Below are 18,184 nucleotides of genomic sequence, written 5' to 3' on the forward strand. Positions count from 1 at the left end.
ATCCAACAAGTTCGAACGGCATAGGGCTGTCGGCAGGCGGGTCGAGAAAGCAATGACGAAACACCCTCTTCTATCGCGCAAATGGCCGTGGGCAGTGGCGCTCATGATTCTGCTGGCGCTGGTCGCCGGGGCTGGCACCTGGTGGTACTGGGTGTACCGCGAGGCGCATCCGTATAGCCGCGAGATCGAACAGCGCGCCAACGCCCTGCAGGAACGCATCCTGTCGCTGGATGGACACCTCGACGTGCCCCTGACCTACGGCAGCGACGGCGAAGAAGCCAACCGCGATGGCCCTACTCAGTTCGACTTGATCAAGGCCGGTAAAGGCCGCCTGCGCGGCGCTTCAATCGCCATCTGGTCGTGGCCGGAATTCTGGAGCGGCCCCAACTGGCCGCACCGCCCTACTCCCGGTTTTCAAGCAGCCATGGCCAACGAGCTGGAAGTGCGCTACCGCATCATCACCAGCATCGCCAAGGACTTCCCCGACCAGGCAGGCATCGCCTACACCGCTGCCGACTTCCGACGCCTGGCCGGCGAAGGCAAGTTCGCCATTGTCTTGAGCATGCTCAATGCCGCGCCGCTGGGCGACGACATCGACAAGCTCGACTTCTGGGCCGCCCGCGGCGTACGGGTATTCGGCCCCGGCTACGTCGGCAACAACAGCTGGACCGACTCGGCAAGGCCACTGCCGTTCCTCGGCGACTCGGTCGATCCTCTGGGCGGACTCTCCGACCTCGGCCGCCGCGCCGTGTCCAGGCTCAACGACCTGGGCGTGGTCATCGACGTCTCGCAGATGTCCAGCCAGGCCCTCACCCAAGTCACCCACCTAAGTCGCGCCCCGGTGCTCGCCTCGCACACGGGCGTGCAAGCCATGATGGACATCCGCCGCAACCTCAGCGACGCCGACCTTGCCAACATCAAGGCCACCGACGGCCTGGTCAACATCGTCGGCTACTCGAAATACCTCAAGCCGTTCTCCCGCGAGACCATCGCCAAAATGAACGAACTGCGTGCCCGCTTCCATCTGCCCGACGTGCAGAACCAGACGCAAATGGGTACGACTACCGACCCGGTGTTCTCCATCTGGTCGGAGAAAAAGTTCGGCGAGTACCTCACGCCGTTCTACGACATCCTCGGCCAGGAGCCGGAAGCCACCGTGGCCGACTACGTCGACTCCATCGATTACACGGTAAAGAAAATCGGCATCGACCACGTGGGCATCAGCTCTGACTTCAACGACGGCGGCGGCCTGATCGGCTGGCAGAACGTCGGCGACAACCGCAACGTCACCGCCGAGCTGATGCAGCGCGGCTACTCCGACGAAGACATCGCCAAGCTCTGGGGCGGCAACTTCCTGCGCGTATGGGAAGCCGTCCAAGCGGCGTCGAAGCCGGCCAACCCCGTCGCCCAACACCCTTAAGGACCTTCATGAAACGCTTGAACGCACTCGTCGCCCTGGCTTGCCTCTTGCTCTCGGTCAAAGCCTTTGCTGCAGACCCGACCGAGCCCGGCAAGGTATTCAAGGACTGCAAGGATTGCCCGGAAATGGTGGTGCTGCCGGCTGGCAGCTACACCATGGGCGTCCCCGACGACGAAATGGGCCGCCAGTCCGACGAAGGCCCGCTGCATGAGGTGACGTTCGCCGAGCCCTTCGCCATCAGCCGCTTCCATGTCACCGCCGAACAATGGCAGGCGTACACCCAGGACACCGGTGTGGTGCTGCCAGACGGCGACGATCGCCCTGGTCGCCTGTGCAAGAACGGCAAACCCAGCTATCCACAGGGTCCTCGCCAGCCAGCGGTGTGCATGACCTGGGAAGAGGCCCGCAGCTACATTGGCTGGCTGGCGAAGAAAACCGGCCAGCCCTATCGCATGCTCAGCGAGTCCGAGCGCGAATACGCAGCCCGAGCGGGCTCCACCGGCCCCTTCCCGTTCCCATTTGACAAGGCCGGCGGCTACCAGATTACCGAGCACGCCAACGGCTACGGCCCCAAGGATGGGTATACCTACACAGCCCCAGTGGGGAGCTTTGCGGCCAACGCGTTCGGCGTTTATGACATGCACGGAAACGTCTATGAGTGGCTTGAGGACTGCTGGCATACCGACTACATAGGCGCTCCCAACGATGGCAGCGCCTGGACCACAGGGGGTACCTGCGAGCACCGACAGATTCGCGGCAACGACTGGATCGAACCGCCGATTTTCTCCCGCTCGGGCAACCGCAACGAACGTGAACCACAAGTGCGCGGAGACTGGTTGGGCTTTCGCGTGGCTCGCAACCTCAACGGTGCCAACAAGGACTGAACACGAACAAGGAGAGTCACCCATGACCGACTTCAGCCGCCGCCATTTTGTTACCGCCGCGACCCTAGCCAGCCTGGCGTCCGCCTTACCCGCCTGGGCCAAGGATGAACGCCAACATAGCAACGTCGACCCGATCTTTGGCGATGATGTCATCCGCCTGGACTACAACGAGAGCCCCTATGGCCCCTGCGCGCCTGCGGTGAAAGCCATGGAGCTGGGCGCCCGGCAGAGCGGGCGTTACTACTACGAACAACAGGTGCGCCTGATCGAACTGTTCGCCGAGCAGAATCATCTGCCCAGCGACCATGTGGCGGCGTTCTGCGGTACGCGCTCGCCATTGCAGTACGCCCTGGCACGTTATGCCGGGGCGCGGAGCGTAGTCACCGCCGCGCCCACCTACGACTCGGTGGGCAATGGCGCCGAAGACGTCGGCGCCAAGGTCCACGAAGTCCCGTTGGATGAAAACCATGCCCACAACGTGCGCGGCATGCTCGCGGCGGACGTTCAGGCTGGGGTGATCTACCTGTGCAATCCGAACAACCCTACCGGCACGCTGACGCCATACGCCGATATCGAGCACCTGGTCAGCCACAAGCCCCCGGGCTGCCTGGCGATCATCGACGAAGCCTATATCCATTTCTCCGATGCCCCACCTTGCTTGAACCTGGCTGTCGAACACGACAACGTCATGGTATTGCGCACCTTTTCCAAGCTCTACGGCATGGCCGGCGCGCGGCTGGGCCTGGCAATCGCCAAGCCTCAGGTACTCAAGAGCCTGGAGATACTCAACGGCCACAACTTCATTTCAGTAAGCGCCAGCCTTGGCGCAATCGCCAGCCTAAAGCAATCAGGCCTGGTGGCCGAACGCAAGGCCACTAACCAACACATCCTGCGCGAGACCACCCAACATTTGCAGGCGGCCGGTTACCGCTGCACCGACGCTCGGGCGAACTGCTTCATGATCGACCTCGGGCACCCAGCCGCGCCTGTGATCCGCGCAATGGCTGAGCGTGGCGTCAGGGTGGGCCGAGTATTCGAAGCGTGGCCCAACTGGATGCGCGTGACCGTCGGCACCGCCGAACAGATGAAAGCCTTTCTCGACACCTTTTTTACTGTCATGCAGCACGCATGACATCGAATCCCGTCCGTCAAGGAGCCTCGCGATGAATACCCTCCACAACAAGACCATACATGACGTCATCGGTGTGGGTTTCGGCCCCTCCAACCTGGCCTTGGCCATCGCCCTGGAGGAACTTGCACAGAGCGAGGGACGTATCCTCGACAGCGTGTTCCTGGAAAAGCAGGCCGATTATCGCTGGCACGGCAATACGCTGGTCAGCCAAAGCGAAATGCAGATTTCCTTCCTCAAGGATCTGGTTTCACTGCGCAATCCCACCAGCCCGTACAGTTTCGTCAACTATCTGCATCGGCATGGGCGCCTGGTGGACTTCATCAACCTGGGAACTTTCTATCCATCGAGAATGGAGTTCAATGACTATCTCTGCTGGGTCGCCAGCCACTTCGACGATCAAGCCCATTATGGCCAAGAGGTACTGCGCATCGAGCCGTCCGAGAATGGCGATTACCTACGCGTAATCACCCGCGACCGGCAAGGACGCGAGCAGGCTCGTCATACCTATGCGGTGGTGGTCGGCAGCGGCGGGACACCGCGCATCGTCGAACCCTTCACAAGCCTTAAGGACGACCCTCGCGTATTCCATCATGCCCACTACCTGAACCGGATCCAGACGCTGCCCTGCACCAGGGGCGTACCGACCCGCATCGCTGTGGTCGGGTCCGGACAAAGCGCTGCGGAAGCCTTCATCGACCTGCATGATAACTACCCTGCCGCCAGCGTCGACATGATCGTGCGCGGCTCTGCGCTCAAGCCTGCCGACGACACCCCGTTCGTGAACGACATCTTCTCGCCCGTCTATACCGACCTGGTTTTCGATCAGCCGCCGCAGCAGCGCAGCAAACTGCTGCAGGAGTTCCACAACACCAATTATTCGGTGGTCGACCCGCAGTTGATCGAGCGCATCTACGGCATTCTCTACCGCCAGAAAGTGTCGAAAAACTATCGCCAACACGTACTTTGCCGGCAGCAGATCGACGCGGCCTGTGCCACTGAACAAGGTATCGAACTGATCTTGCAAGACCTGACCACCGGTGACCGATGCCAGCACCGTTACGATGCGGTGATCCTGGCTACCGGCTACGACCGCCGCTCGCACCGCGATCTGTTAGCCCCGGTGGAACAGCACCTCAAACAGTACGAAGTCGATCGCCATTACCGCGCACTGACCAGCCCGGACCTCAAGGCTGCGGTCTTCTTGCAAGGCTTCTGCGAAGCCTCCCATGGACTGAGCGACACCTTGTTGTCCGTGCTGCCTGCACGCAGCGAGGAAATTGGGCGGGCGTTGTATGCACTTAACGCCAGTCATCACGTTGAGCAATCAATGCCTGCATTGGCGAGCCTCTGAGCGCAACGATGACATCCCCCACTGATCGGCTCACCGAGACTTCGATATGACCATTACTGTGAACAGTCTGGCCCACGAGACTTGGCGCATTCTCAAGCCTTTCTGGCTAGCGGTGCTCGCCTCCATCGTGATGGGCGTGGTCAGCGGACTGAGCGTGACCGCGCTGCTGGCGACCATCAACCGCGCGATGAACGAGCAAGCTGGGGCGACCGCCCTGCTGGCGCTACAGTTCGCCGGCTTCTGCTTGCTGACGCTGGTGTGTTCGACCGGATCGCGTCTTTTGACCAATTACGTCGGTCAACGGGTGGTGCGCAACCTGCGCCGGGAGCTGGCGGGCAAGGTACTGGCAGCGCCGATCGAACAGTTGGAACGTTTCCAGAGTCACCGACTCATTCCGATCCTGCTCAACGACGTCACCACCATCAGCACCTTCGCCTTGTCGGTGGCGCCAATGGTGATCGCCTTTACGGTGACCCTGGCCTGCCTGTGCTATCTGGCCGTGCTGTCGTGGCAAATCCTGCTGTTGACGGTGATCACCGTGCTGATCGGTGTGGGCGCCCAATACGTTGCCCAGCGCTTCGGGAATGTGTGCCTGACCCAGGCACGTGATGGTGAAGACGAGTTGCAAAGCTACTACCAATCGATCACCGATGGGGCGAAGGAGCTGCGAATCCAGCGACCACGCCGCTGGAACATGCGGGATCAGTTGATAAACGGTGTCACCGAGCGGATTGCCCAGGCCAATATCCGCGCGGCGAACATCTTCATCAGCGCAGAAACCTTTGGCTCGATGCTGTTTTTCGCGGTGATCGGCCTGGCCATCGCCTTCCAGGTGCTCTGGCCTGCCGCGGAGCGCACAGTGCTGGGCGGCTTCGTGCTGGTGATGTTGTACATGAAAGGGCCCCTGGAACAGTTGGTGATCAACCTGCCAATGGTCAACCGGGCATGCATCGCCCTGAGCCGAGTGGCTGAGTTGTCCTGGCGCTTTTCCTCCCCCGAGGCCCAGGGCCAACCTGGCGAACCCCAGAAGCCATCGTCGTTCGACTGCATCCAACTGCACAATGTGCGTTACGACTACCCGGTCGTGGAAGGTAGCGAACCCTTCTGCCTGGGCCCGGTGGACCTCAAAGTGCAACGTGGCGAGATTCTGTTCATTGTTGGCGAAAACGGCTGCGGCAAGACGTCTCTAATCAAGCTGTTACTGGGCCTCTATCCACCGCAAGCCGGCGAGATCCGTCTGGACGGGCAATGCATCGGCGATGTCCAGCGTGACGACTACCGGCAACTGTTCACCACCATCTTCGCCGACCACCACTTGTTCGATGATCTGAGCCCCGGCGCACAGGACAAACCCGAGTTGGTCAGCCGCTATCTCGAACGTCTGGATATTGCCCATAAGGTCAGCCTGGTGGATGGCGGCTACAGCACCACGGCGCTGTCCACCGGTCAACGCAAACGCCTGGCCCTGGTCAACGCCTGGCTCGATGAGCGGCCGATCCTGGTGTTCGACGAGTGGGCCGCCGATCAGGACCCGGCATTTCGACGCGTGTTCTACACCGAGTTGCTGCCAGAGATGAAACGCCAGGGCCGCACCGTGATCGTGATTTCCCACGATGACCGTTATTTCCATATCGCCGACCAATTAATCCGGATGGACAAGGGACGTGTGGCTGCCGAACGCGTCGACCCTTCAGTCCTGCAGCCGGTCTGACACCCCTTTTCTCAAGGACACTCACCATGAGCAAAAAGAAAATCGCTTACCTCTGGTCCCTGCGTAACGCCGCAGCCGACAAGGCGGGACAAGCTGTTGTGTATAAGAACGAACAGCGCTATATGAAATCGGTGCTGGAGTACCTTGTCGAACAGCTCAACGAGACCGACCTGGGCGAACTCTATAGCCTGGAAATGGTGATCTACGACGACGATGCAGACTCCCCAAGAGACCGCGAAAGCCTCGCTGAGTATGGTTTGAGTAGCAGCGAGGGACAGGGTTGGTTCTACCCGCCTGAACTCAAGGTTCAAGGACGCAGGGTGAATGATCTGCTTATCTCGATCCCTTCGACGTATCGGCGCTTGCCACTCAATTCGCCCGAGCGCCCTGCCGGCAAGCATGATTTCGAACAACGTCTGCTGCATCAACTACAAGCCATGCAGATTGAACTGGTCGTGGTCGATGGCTTGCTGGTCATCCTCGACGAACTGGTACGCCCTGGTAGCCCGTATTACCGCAAGATGGTCAACATTCACCCCGGCATAACCCGCCTTGAATCCCCGTATGAACGGCGCGGCGCGTACGCAACCTGGGATGCCCTGTACGGCGCCCGGGGGCGCAAGGTCATCAATTGGAGCACTCGCCAGGAAATCGAGGCGCCAGTCCTGGACATGACCGGTGCATCCTTCCATTACATGGACAACGGTATCGACTCCGGAGAGGTCATCCATGACGTACTCAACACGAGGATCGAACCGCAGAACACTATCCTCGAACTGCGCTGGAACAACTTCAACCGCAGTCTCTTTCCCGCATTGAGCGAGGGGTTGGTACGGCTTGCGGACGTTGAATTCAATGTGCTTTCACCGGACTGAAGCGCCTTTGCGCAACCGGCGACTGTTTTTTTGGTACAGAAACACGAAAGCGAGCCATTCTCGTTCCGGTTTTCTCAGTCTGGTGCGTCCAATGGATACTTTCGCTATCCCTTCCAACATTAGAAACGCCACCACACATAGAGAGCACCCATGTCAACCAACCCACTGAGCCCGATTGCTCGGGCCTTAATTGTGTGCCACACCGTGCGCAAACCCCGACTCTTCGCCCTTGCCGGCCTGACCACGATGCTTGTGGCTGTTACCGCGCAGGCCCAACAAGTGGCCTTCGATATTCCCGGGCAATCGCTGAGCACGGCGCTGACCGAATTTGGCCGGCAAGCCAACATTCAGGTGCTGTACAGCCCCAGCGTGGTGGAAAACCGCCGTAGCACAGCAGTGAAGGGATCGATGGAACCTGAAAACGCCATCGCCTCGATACTCGGTGGAACCGGCATTTCGTTCAGCCTGCAGGGTAATACGCTGACCCTGACACTGCCTGGCGAAGGCGCGGCGTTGGAACTGGGGGCCACCCATGTCACCGGAGCCGGGCTGGGCGCGAACACCGAACAGACCGGTTCCTACACCACGGGCAGCATGCAGACCGCGACGAAGCTACCGTTGTCGCTGCGCGAAACACCCCAGTCCGTGACGGTCCTGACGCGCCAGCGTATGGACGATCAGCATATGACCAACCTGAACGATGTGGTGAAAAACACCCCCGGACTGATACTCAATAAAGACGCCCCACAGCGCCAAACCTATTTCTCCCGCGGCTTTGAGATCGACAACATCATGTACGACGGCTTGCCGTCGAGCATCTCCACCTCGTACCTGTCCCATGACCTGTTGATGGCTGACCTGGCGATCTACGACCGCGTCGAAGTGGTGCGCGGTGCTACCGGCTTGATGCAGGGCGCGGGTAACCCGGCCGCCGCGATCAACCTCGTACGCAAGCGCCCGACCAAGGACACCAAGGTCAGCATCACCGGCAGCGCAGGGTCCTGGGATCGATATCGCACGGAGTTCGACGCCTCGGGCTCGTTGAGCGAAAGCGGTAACGTACGCGGCCGACTAGTGACGGTGTATCAGGACAACAAAAGCTTTCAGGACAAGGTCGATAACGAACGCGGGCTGTTCTATGGCATCGTCGAAGCCGACCTCACGGATGACACGACCCTGACCTTGTCGGCCTCCAGCCTCAATGACAACAACACCAACTCCTGGGGTGGCCTGCCCATTGCCACGAACGGTAATGACCTGAATCTGTCGCGCTCGACCTACCTGGGCAACGACTGGGAATACTGGGACAAACACAGCGACACGGCCTTTGTCGGACTTGAGCACAACCTGAACAACGGCTGGAAAATCAACGCATCGGCTACCAAAATCTGGTCGCGGCTGAATTACCTGGCCAGCTACCTCTATCGATCCACGACTGACGATACCAGCGGCTACAACCAGTCCACCGGCGACTACAGCTACGTGGACGATCAAAGCAGTTATGACCTTTACACCAGTGGCCCTTTTCAATTGCTGGGTCGCGAGCACGAGTTAGTGGTCGGCGCCAGTCAACGCAAAGGCATGTTTGACGGCCACGGGGGGGGAATCACCACAGCTACCGGGCTGAATATCGATACCTGGAGTTCCAGCACCGTCGCGCGCCCCTATCCGAACAAGAATGCCTGGTTCCTGACCAATGAGGAAAACCAGAAAAGCGCTTACGTCACCACACGGCTAAGCCTGGCAGACCCGTTGAAACTGATACTCGGCAGCCGACTGGATTGGTATGACTTTGACGGTCATTCGTTGTACTCCGATGACGCCTATAAAATCACACGGCATGTTACCAAGTACGCGGGGCTCATCTACGACCTGGATGACCACCACTCGGTCTATGTCAGTTATACCGATATCTTCAAGCCTCAGAACTACCTCAGTGCCGATAACAAGATACTCAAGCCTATCGAAGGCAAGAACTATGAGATCGGTATCAAAGGCGAATACTTCGACGGTGCGTTGAATGCCTCGGCGGCGATTTTCCAGATCGATCAGGAAAACCGTGCCAAGGCGACAACTTGCGGCGCCGGGCTATCAAGTGATCTTGAATGCTACGAGGCCTCCGGCAAGGTCCGCAGCAAAGGGATCGACCTGGAATTGCAAGGCGCTATCACGCCTAACTGGGACATCGGAGCGGGATATACCTTCACCGAATCCAAATACGTAAAAGACGACGATCCGGACAACGAAGGAACCTTGTTCGACACGTCCCTACCTCGTCATATATTTAAAGTCGCGACCACTTATCACCTGCAGGGCGACCTGGAACGCTGGCGTGTGGGCGGTAACTGGTACCGTCAAAACACCATCTACAACAACTTTACCGGCACCGATGGAGAGCAGCACCGCACAGAACAAAAAGCCTACAGCGTTTTCGACATGATGGTCGGCGTAAAAGCCACCGAACACATTGATGCACAACTCAACCTGAACAACGTGTTCGACAAAACGTACTACAGCGGTATCAGCGACCCCGCCAGTACTCGGACCTTCTACAACTATTACGGCGACCCTCGTAACCTGACGTTAACGGTTCGATACGACTTCTAAGTAGCCCTACCAGGTCTGTCGCCGTTTGGTTGCGCACAATCAAACGGCGACAGACCCTGGCTTTTTAACCCCGCCTCGTTTGCGGGGTTTTGTTTTATGAGGCGCCAAGGCCCAAGGCTATTCTCGCGACAACAGGATCGAATAGGCGGTCGATTTGTATCCGCCGCGCTGGCGCACCAAAGAAAAGCCCGTCCAGGTTTCCCATGGACGGGCTGTTCAGTTCAGGCCGCTTGCGCAGCCCGAGGCCTGGTTCATATCAGTGCTTGCACATCACGATAGAACTGCTCGCTTTGCAGGATGCTGTAGTGGTCGACATCGCGCACCACGCTATCCTGCCTGCACGGTGCCGTCTGAGCCACGAACGCCGCCCGTTCCAGTTCACGCCCCTCGATCCACCAACAGGCCGCATGAGCTTTCAGCCGTGGGTACGGGCCTTGTTGCCGGGCCAGCGACTTGAGTTCGAGCATGACCCGGAACACATTCGTCAGCTCCTCGACCGTCAAGCCCAGATAGTCAGAGCGAGGTACACCATCCACCGAGCTGTCCAAGCACTTCTTAAGCTGCGCCAACACCGTTTCTTCAGAATAACTCTGCTCGGTGAGTGGCCCGTAAACGGCATCCGGCGCCACCAGTTGTACAAACCTTTTCAGGTCTTGCTCCCAATCATCCGGGGCGCTGGCAAACACTGGATCAGGGACAAAACCGTCGACAATTCCCAGGAATTGGACCTCCTGCCCTTGAGCCTCCAGCTCGTATGTCATCAACATCGCCAGCGCACCGCCCAGCGACCATCCAAGCAGCGCATACGGGCCTTCTGCCTGGTAGCTGCGAATCTGCGCTACGTACTGCCGTGCCATGGCCGCGAGCGACACTTCGCGCCGAGCCGGGTCAAACAGCATCCCCGACTGGACCCCTATCACACGCCGCTTTCCATCCAGGCGTCGGGCAAGGTGATCATAATCGAACACTGTGCCGTAGCCGCCGTGGATGCAGAACAAAGGCGCACCCTGGGATACCGCCCGGTTCATCGGCAGCAGGTTTGTACACGTGCCTCCTGTATCGAGTAGCTGGACGATCGTCGGCCTTTGCAGCAAGTCCGCCATGCGCGGCGAGACGCCTGGAATATCCAACGCATTGATCAACGAAACGACCCGCATACCGAGCATCGAATCGCCACCGCACTCGAAGAAGTTATCGGTTACACCAATAGGGCTGATCTGCAGTACCTGTTCCCATACGCTCACCAACTGGCGCTGTGCTTCGTTTTTCGGCGCCTGATAGGCGTGAGAGCTGTTGGTCGCGGACGGCTCAGGTAAACCCCGGCGATCCAATTTCCCGTTGGGTGTCAGCGGTAACCGCTCAAGGAAGACATACCACGAAGGCATCATATAAGCCGGCAACACACGTTGAAGGGCTTGGCTAAGAGCATCGCGCAGCGAGTCCTCAGGCACCGAAGCTTTCTCTGGGTCCATGACCAAATAGGCTGCCAACTGCTTGCTCCCCGCCACGTCCCGAGCGACCACTACCGCCTCGCGGACATCCGGTTGATCCAATAACCGCGCCTCGATTTCGCCAAGCTCGATGCGAAAGCCACGCACCTTGACCTGGTAATCAACACGCCCCAGGTACTCGACCAGGTCATCCGAGCGATAGCGGGTCAGGTCACCGCTGCGATAAAGCCGGCTGCCATCGGTGGTGAACGGGTCAGGTACGAAACGCTCCGCCGTAAGCCCCGGGCGTCCCAGGTAACCACGGGCAACTCCGTGCCCACCCAGGTACAACTCCCCGCAAACGCCGGTGGGAAGCAGGCCAAGATCGGTATCGAGGATGAACCCACTGCGGCTGCCCACCAGTTCGCCTATCGGCGCGTAAGCGGCTCCACAATTGTCGTCGCGCCCAGCCTTCCAGATCAGCGGAGTCACAACGGTTTCGGTAGGTCCGTAACCGTTGAAGATGTATTCCGGGTCCAGCACTTCACGGGCCAGGTTGTAGCTGGCCTGAGACACCGCGTCGCCGCCGAAGCAGTACACGCGTACGGCAGGCCGATTGCCCACCCGTTGCACGTGCTCAGCCAGTTGCTGCAGATAAATGGGCGGGAACACCCCGACAGTGACGCCATGACGGTGCATCTGTTGGTAGGTCTGCTCCGGCGTCCAAAGCTCGTCGTCGCGGATAAGCACGCTGGCACCGCTGATCAGCGGGTGCATCCACCCTTCGTGGGCACCATCAAATGCAAATGACATGTAGTGCAGCTCACAATCGGCCGGGGTCATCTCGTAACGTTCACCGGTAGCCAGACTATGGGTAGCCAGAGGTCCATGCTCAACGGCCACCCCCTTGGGCAATCCTGTCGAACCCGAGGTGTAAATGACATAGGCCAGATTGCGCTCAGCTATTTCAACCTGCGGATTGTATTCAGGGAAGTTGGCGAACGCGTCCGCGTCATCGAACAGCAACACGTCAAGTGCGGGATCGATGACCATGCGGTCAAGCAGTGCTGTCTGGGTGATCAGCAACGCAGCCTGACTGTCGTTCATCATGAACGCCAGTCGATCCTCGGGGTACTCGATGTCCAGGGGGACATAAGCGCCGCCAGCCTTGAGTACGGCCAGGAAGCTCACCATCAGCTCGGCGCTGCGCTGCATCGCGATAGCCACGCGAACTTCCGGCTTGACGCCCATGCTCATCAACCGATGGGCCAATCGGTTAGCCTGGCGATTCAATACGTCGTAGCTCAGGCTTCGCTCACCGAAGATCAGTGCGCGCGCCTGCGGCTGTTGCGCAACCCGCGCCTCGAACAGGCGATGGACACTTCGGTCGCTCGGATGGGTAAGCCCCTGGTGTTGCCATACCGCGCAACGTGCGGCCCGCTCAGCGGGCGTCAGCATTTGCAGTTCGCCAAGTGGGCGTTGCGCGTCGACGCACAGTTCGTCGAGCAATTGCACGAAGTGTCCCATGACCTGTGCAGACGCCTCGGCGCTGACCAACGCACGATCATGCAGCAAGCTGACCTCCAGGCATTGTTCGAGGGCGACCAGCAGTGCAATCGGATAGTTATCACGCGCCTCGTTACGTACGTTGGAGAACGTCAGGCCCGATCCACCCGATTGTTCAAGCGCCTCGGCAACAGGATAGTTTTCGAACACCAGCAAGGTATCGAACAGCGATTCGCCTCTGCTGCCGGCCCAGCGCTGGGTGTGATACAGCGGCGTGTGCTCATGCTCCCGAGACTCCAGGTTCCATTGCTGAAGCGCCTGTAACCATGGCCCAACCTGTTGCTGGGCTACCACCTCGGACACAACGGCAATGGTATTGATGAAGTTGCCCATTTGCTGTTCTGCACCGACCAGATCAGTCGGACGCCCCGCCACCGTGGCGCCTAGCGCGACGGTGGCGTTGCCGGTGTAACGGCTGAGCAGGATCAGCCAGGCGGCCTGAACCAATGTATTGACAGTGACCCGCTGTTCGCGGCAAAAAACCACCAAACGACGGGTCTGCTCGGCGCTCAAGGCGTGGCGCAGCCGACCCGGCACATCGGACAAGCTGCTATCGGCCGGCTCGCCTTTAAGGCTATGCGTCAGGCGTGTCACTTCACTCAACGAGGCAACGCTCGCGCGCCAGAAAGCCTCACTCTTGTGCGATGATCGCTCGGTGAGCCAATGGATGTAATCCCGGTACCGTGTAACCGGCGCAGCTACCGTTGCTCCTGCATAACGTTGCAGCACTTCGCCCAATAGTTGGAAGTTGCTCCAGCCGTCGAGCAGAATGTGATGGAAGCTATACAACAAGTGGTGACGATCCGGCCCCATGCGTACAGCGTGCAGGCGCATCAGAGGCGGCTGCGCCAGGTCGAACCCTCGTTTGCGGTCATCTACGCACAAGGCATCCAGGGCGGCTTCGGGCATGTCCCAATCACGCCCGTCGTATTCAAAAAATGCCATCGTCGCCTGGCGATTGATGACCTGCAACGGCTCCTGCGCCGATGCGCTCCAAAGGTAACTGGCACGCAACACTTCGTGATTGTCTATAGCGCCTTGCCAAGCCATTTTGAAGCGTTCTATGTCCAGGCCCTGCACATCAACCCTCATGTGGTTGACATACTGGCCGCTGCCTTGCGCATCCGCCGTGTGGAAGAACATGCCCTTTTGCAGTGGGCTCAGCGCATAGAGATCTTCGATCGTATCGAAGTCAATCGGCAGGCTGTCCAATTGGGTCTGGGTAACTTGCGCCAGCGGGAAGTCAGTCGGTGTCGCGGCCAGGCAGCGCCCGCCGCCGCAGTGTACGACAATAGCCTGCAACTCCAGCTCCAAGGCACGGGCCAGCCCTTGGACAGTGCTCGCTTCAAAGCACTGGTCGCTGTAGGTCCAGGTCAGACTCAAGCAGCCGTTGTAGACCTGCCCATTAATGCACAACGCGTTCTCCATCGGGGCGGCCTCACTCATGTCGCCGCCGATGTCCTCACTGGCCGGTCGCAGCAAGCTGTTGTCATCGAACGCCTGGTCGAACTGCCCCAGGTAGTTGAACGTGATCAACGGTTCGGCAAGCTCATCGAGCACCTGACGCGTAGCAGCATCACCCAAATACTTAAGCACGCCATAGCCCAGGCCCTTGAGGGGAATGGCGCGCAACTGCTCCTTTATCGCCTTGATCGAGTCGCCAACATCGGCGCAGGGCGTCAGACAGACTGGGTACATCGTGGTGAACCAGCCCACCGTCCTGGACACATCGATTGCGCCAAAGAGTTCTTCACGCCCGTGCCCTTCCAGCTTGATCAGCGAACGGTCGTTTCCGGTCCAGCGGCAAACAACCCGAGCCAAAGCCGTCAACAGCAGATCGTTGATCTGAGTGCGATAAGCGGCGGGGGCTTGATGCAGTAGCTGGTGGGTGTCGGCCTCAGTCAATTGACAGGTGACATAGCGCGCATGTTTGTGTTGCAGACTCCCGTTCGGGTTGTCGTAAGGCAGACCTCGAGGGGCATCTTGAAGATGGGAAGTCCAGTAGGCCTGCTCCTGGCGCAGCGCAACGCTGCGCGCATAGTCAGCCAAATGCTCAGCCCAGGTTTTGAAACTGTTTGAGGTGTGCTCCCAAGCCGGTGCCACACCGTCGGCAAGGCACTTGTAGGCAGACTGCAAATCATCGAGCAGGATGCGCCAGGAAACACCGTCGACCACCATGTGGTGAATCGCCAGCAACAACCGCTGCTCGCCCTGCTCCAGATCGACCAACAACCCCCGTAACAGCGGCCCCTGCTCCAGGCTCAAACTGCGTTGGGCCCGCTGCGCATGGTCACGAAGCGCGCTAGCATTACCCGCCCGCTCGACCCAAAGCACAGGATCGCTCGCCCACATCCGATGCTGCTCGGCCTCACTGACGTATTCACTGGTCCATTCCTCGCCTTCACGTACATAACGCGTTCGCAACGATGGATGCTGAATCACCAAGGCACACAAGGCCTTTTCGAGCAGCACCGGGTCCAGCGGCTGTTGCACCTGGAACATCACTGACTGGTTCCAGAAGTGACGCTCGGGTATCGACGCCTCGAAAAACTGGCGCTGAATGGGCGTCAGCCCGAAGCGCCCGCTGGCGTCCTTGTCGTCGACACATTGAGATACCCCATGCTTGGCCACCGTCGCCAGGGCCGCAACAGTCTGGCGCTGGAAGAGATCTTTGGGCGATAACTGGATGCCTGCCTTACGGGCACGGCTGACCACCTGGATAGCGACGATCGAGTCACCGCCCAGTTCGAAAAAGTTGTCATGCCGACCGACACGAGGCACCTTCAGTACCGAACAAAGAATCTGTGCAAGTTCGTGCTCCAGCGGGGTGACAGGCGCCACGTAGCGGTCAAGCAGCTCATGCACCTCCGGCTTGGGCAATGCTTTTCTGTCCAGCTTGCCGTTGGGTGTAAGCGGCAAACGCTCAACCGCCACGAAGTACGCTGGCAGCATGTATTCAGGCAAGGTTTGCCCGAGAAACTCGCGAAGCACGGACACCTGCGTTGCGGTTTCCCAAACCTCTGGGCGTACCACTATATAAGCGGCGAGCTGGCGCCCGGACGGTCCCTCGACATCCACCACCACGCAGTCCTGAATGCCCTCATGTGTACGAAGACGAGTTTCGATTTCGCCCGGCTCGATCCTGTAGCCTCTGATTTTGACCTGATGATCGGTCCTTGCGATGAACTCCAGCACTCCGTCTGCCCCTCGCTGGCGAACCCGGTCGCCGGTACGGTACAGGCGCTCACCGCCAGCCGTGCCATAGGGGTTGGGCACAAATGCCAGCGCCGTACGCACCGGATCAGCCAGGTAACCGCGCCCTACCCCGACACCGGCGACATGCAGCTCACCGGTGGCACGCCGGGGAATTGCCTCCAGCCTGTCGTTGAGGACGTACAAGCGATTGTGGTCTGTCGCCAGGCCCACCGGTAAATGCAGCGCATCACAGTCTTCAGGCACAACCCGGTGCAAGGCTACATCGTCCGAACATTCGGCTGGCCCGTAAGCGTTGACCAACACAATGTCCGGATAACGCTCCAGCCACCGTGCGGCCAACGCCGGGGCCATCGCCTCACCTGTGGTCAGCAGATAACGCAGGCTGGGCAGTTCCAGCGGCGGCAGTTCCAGGAATGCTTGAATGAGCGACGGTACGCTTTCCAGAAGAGTGATTCGATGCCTGGCGACATGTAGGAGTAAAGCCTCGGGGTCTTGTGCAATTACCTGCGGCACGATATCGACCGTTGCACCGCACAAGCCTGCGGTCAGCAGTTGCCAGACACTGATATCGAAACTCTGCGAGGCGGTTTGGGCAATGACGTCATGCTCATTGAGCCCAAAATAAGGAATTTTGCTCAACTGGTTACCCAGCATCCCTGCCTGCTCGACCATCACCCCTTTGGGAACGCCCGTCGAACCCGAGGTGAAGATGACATAAGCCAATCGCTTGCCCATGTCGCCCTCAACCGGAGCTGTGCTCCAGGGCGCCTGGGATTGGGCAAGGAGTTGCTCCCAGACCAACAACTGCGGCCGCGGCGCCATCATCTGTCCCAGTAGCGCTTGTGCAGACTCAAGACTGGCCTGAGCACAGATCAGCCAGCGCGTGGCGCTATGGGTCATCACCTGCGCCTGCCGCGCCAACGGCAGTGCTGGGTCCAGTGCCAGGTAACCGGCTCCAACCTTGAAGGTGGACACCACCATGCCCAGCAACGGGAGATCACGAGGCGCAAGAATCGCCACAGGCTCATCCGCCACGACACCCGCATGGTGCAAGGCTGCAGCACAATGATCGCTCAGTTCATCGAGCTGCCCGTAACTCCACTGCCGATCCATGCAACGGGCGCCTACCCGCTCGGCAAATCGCTCCACAGTGCCTCGAAAACGACGGGCATAGCCCGGTTCATCACAGAGGTTCCGGTCATCCTGTCGAGGCGACTCCAGCGCCACAGGCGTGCAGTCCTGTAGCCCGTGGAAAGACTGATCGAGCCCGCCGGCGAGGGCCAGTACGATCCGCCTGAACTCATCAAGCATCGCCTCAATCGTCAACGCATCGAAGAAGCGTTCATCGTAGGACAGATGCAAGCCGAGGACCTGGCCGGGGTAGATCACCACGGTAATAGGGTAGTTAGTGTGAGTACGCGAATCGCCTGCTTTGATATTCAGCTCGCTGGCGCCCTGTTCGACACTGTCTTGAACGGGCGCATTTTCGAACACGAAGAGGCTTTCGAACAACTGCTGGCCCTTGCCCACCTCACTCAGGCTCTGGATCGTGACCAGAGCCAGATGTTCATGCTCGCGTAGCGTGACGTTGTGTTGCTGCAAGGCTTGCAGCCACGCCTTGACCGTCATATCGACCTGCACGTCAGGCAGGCGAACCCGCAGCGGCACGCTGTTGATGAACAAACCAACGGTATTGTGCATCTCAGGGAATTCGACCGGTCGGCCTGCCACGGTCACCCCGAACACCACATCCTGCTCACCGCTGTATCGGCTGAGCAGCAGCGCCCATGCGCCTTGAACGAGCGTATTGACCGTGAGCTGATTGGCCTGCAACGTGCTTTGCAATTGACGAGTCTGAGCCTCATCCAGGCATAGCATGCGGTCGCCAATCACGGAGTCCTGCCCTTCCCGGGACGGAGTCCGGTCAAATGGCAACCTCGTCGGCTGCTCGAAGCCCGACAGCTCGTTGCGCCAGAACGTCTCCCACTGGCT

The 18,184-nt window shown here is 59.5% G+C and carries 8 protein-coding genes; 7 read left to right on the top strand and 1 reads right to left on the bottom strand.

Translation table 11 applies throughout. The features are described from left to right. The first annotated feature begins 52 nt into the window (after nucleotides 1-52). From VGC62_RS08515 to VGC62_RS08545, 7 genes are all read left to right on the top strand, one after another. The gene (locus VGC62_RS08515) at nucleotides 53-1,420 is read left to right on the top strand and encodes a dipeptidase (RefSeq protein WP_414705768.1); all 1,368 of its coding nucleotides are present in this window, start codon (nucleotides 53-55) and stop codon (nucleotides 1,418-1,420) included. A gap of 8 nt (nucleotides 1,421-1,428) precedes the next feature. After that, nucleotides 1,429-2,304: a formylglycine-generating enzyme family protein gene (locus VGC62_RS08520; RefSeq protein ID WP_331186633.1), complete on the top strand. Its 876-nt coding sequence runs from the start codon at nucleotides 1,429-1,431 to the stop codon at nucleotides 2,302-2,304. Between the two features lie 22 nt (nucleotides 2,305-2,326). Further along, nucleotides 2,327-3,436 carry an aminotransferase class I/II-fold pyridoxal phosphate-dependent enzyme gene (locus tag VGC62_RS08525; RefSeq protein WP_331186634.1) on the top strand — a complete coding sequence of 370 codons (1,110 nt, stop codon included), beginning with the start codon at nucleotides 2,327-2,329 and terminating at the stop codon, nucleotides 3,434-3,436. A 31-nt stretch (nucleotides 3,437-3,467) separates the two neighbouring features. Next, the gene (locus VGC62_RS08530) at nucleotides 3,468-4,787 is read left to right on the top strand and encodes a lysine N(6)-hydroxylase/L-ornithine N(5)-oxygenase family protein (RefSeq protein ID WP_331186635.1); all 1,320 of its coding nucleotides are present in this window, start codon (nucleotides 3,468-3,470) and stop codon (nucleotides 4,785-4,787) included. Between the two features lie 46 nt (nucleotides 4,788-4,833). Further along, a complete protein-coding gene (locus VGC62_RS08535; protein WP_331186636.1) occupies nucleotides 4,834-6,498 on the top strand; it encodes a cyclic peptide export ABC transporter in 1,665 nt (554 codons plus the stop codon). Nucleotides 6,499-6,524: 26 nt separating this feature from the next. Then, entirely contained in the window at nucleotides 6,525-7,373 is an 849-nt protein-coding gene (locus tag VGC62_RS08540; protein ID WP_331186637.1) for a N(5)-hydroxyornithine transformylase PvdF, read from the top strand. Nucleotides 7,374-7,523: 150 nt separating this feature from the next. Continuing rightward, nucleotides 7,524-9,980 carry a TonB-dependent siderophore receptor gene (locus tag VGC62_RS08545; RefSeq protein WP_331186638.1) on the top strand — a complete coding sequence of 819 codons (2,457 nt, stop codon included), beginning with the start codon at nucleotides 7,524-7,526 and terminating at the stop codon, nucleotides 9,978-9,980. A 251-nt stretch (nucleotides 9,981-10,231) separates the two neighbouring features. Here VGC62_RS08545 and VGC62_RS08550 read toward each other — a convergent pair. Continuing rightward, nucleotides 10,232-18,184 (bottom strand): amino acid adenylation domain-containing protein (locus VGC62_RS08550; RefSeq protein WP_331186639.1); only part of this gene is annotated, 7,953 nt, incomplete at its 5' end.

Source organism: Pseudomonas sp., assembly GCF_036404235.1.
GTDB lineage: Bacteria > Pseudomonadota > Gammaproteobacteria > Pseudomonadales > Pseudomonadaceae > Aquipseudomonas.

Bases quoted from the DNA above. Each gene is read 5' to 3' on its own strand.
- VGC62_RS08515 (WP_414705768.1), top strand. From the start codon at position 53: ATGACGAAACACCCTCTTCTATCGCGCAAATGGCCGTGGGCAGTGGCG.
- VGC62_RS08520 (WP_331186633.1), top strand. From the start codon at position 1,429: ATGAAACGCTTGAACGCACTCGTCGCCCTGGCTTGCCTCTTGCTCTCG.
- VGC62_RS08525 (WP_331186634.1), top strand. From the start codon at position 2,327: ATGACCGACTTCAGCCGCCGCCATTTTGTTACCGCCGCGACCCTAGCC.
- VGC62_RS08530 (WP_331186635.1), top strand. From the start codon at position 3,468: ATGAATACCCTCCACAACAAGACCATACATGACGTCATCGGTGTGGGT.
- VGC62_RS08535 (WP_331186636.1), top strand. From the start codon at position 4,834: ATGACCATTACTGTGAACAGTCTGGCCCACGAGACTTGGCGCATTCTC.
- VGC62_RS08540 (WP_331186637.1), top strand. From the start codon at position 6,525: ATGAGCAAAAAGAAAATCGCTTACCTCTGGTCCCTGCGTAACGCCGCA.
- VGC62_RS08545 (WP_331186638.1), top strand. From the start codon at position 7,524: ATGTCAACCAACCCACTGAGCCCGATTGCTCGGGCCTTAATTGTGTGC.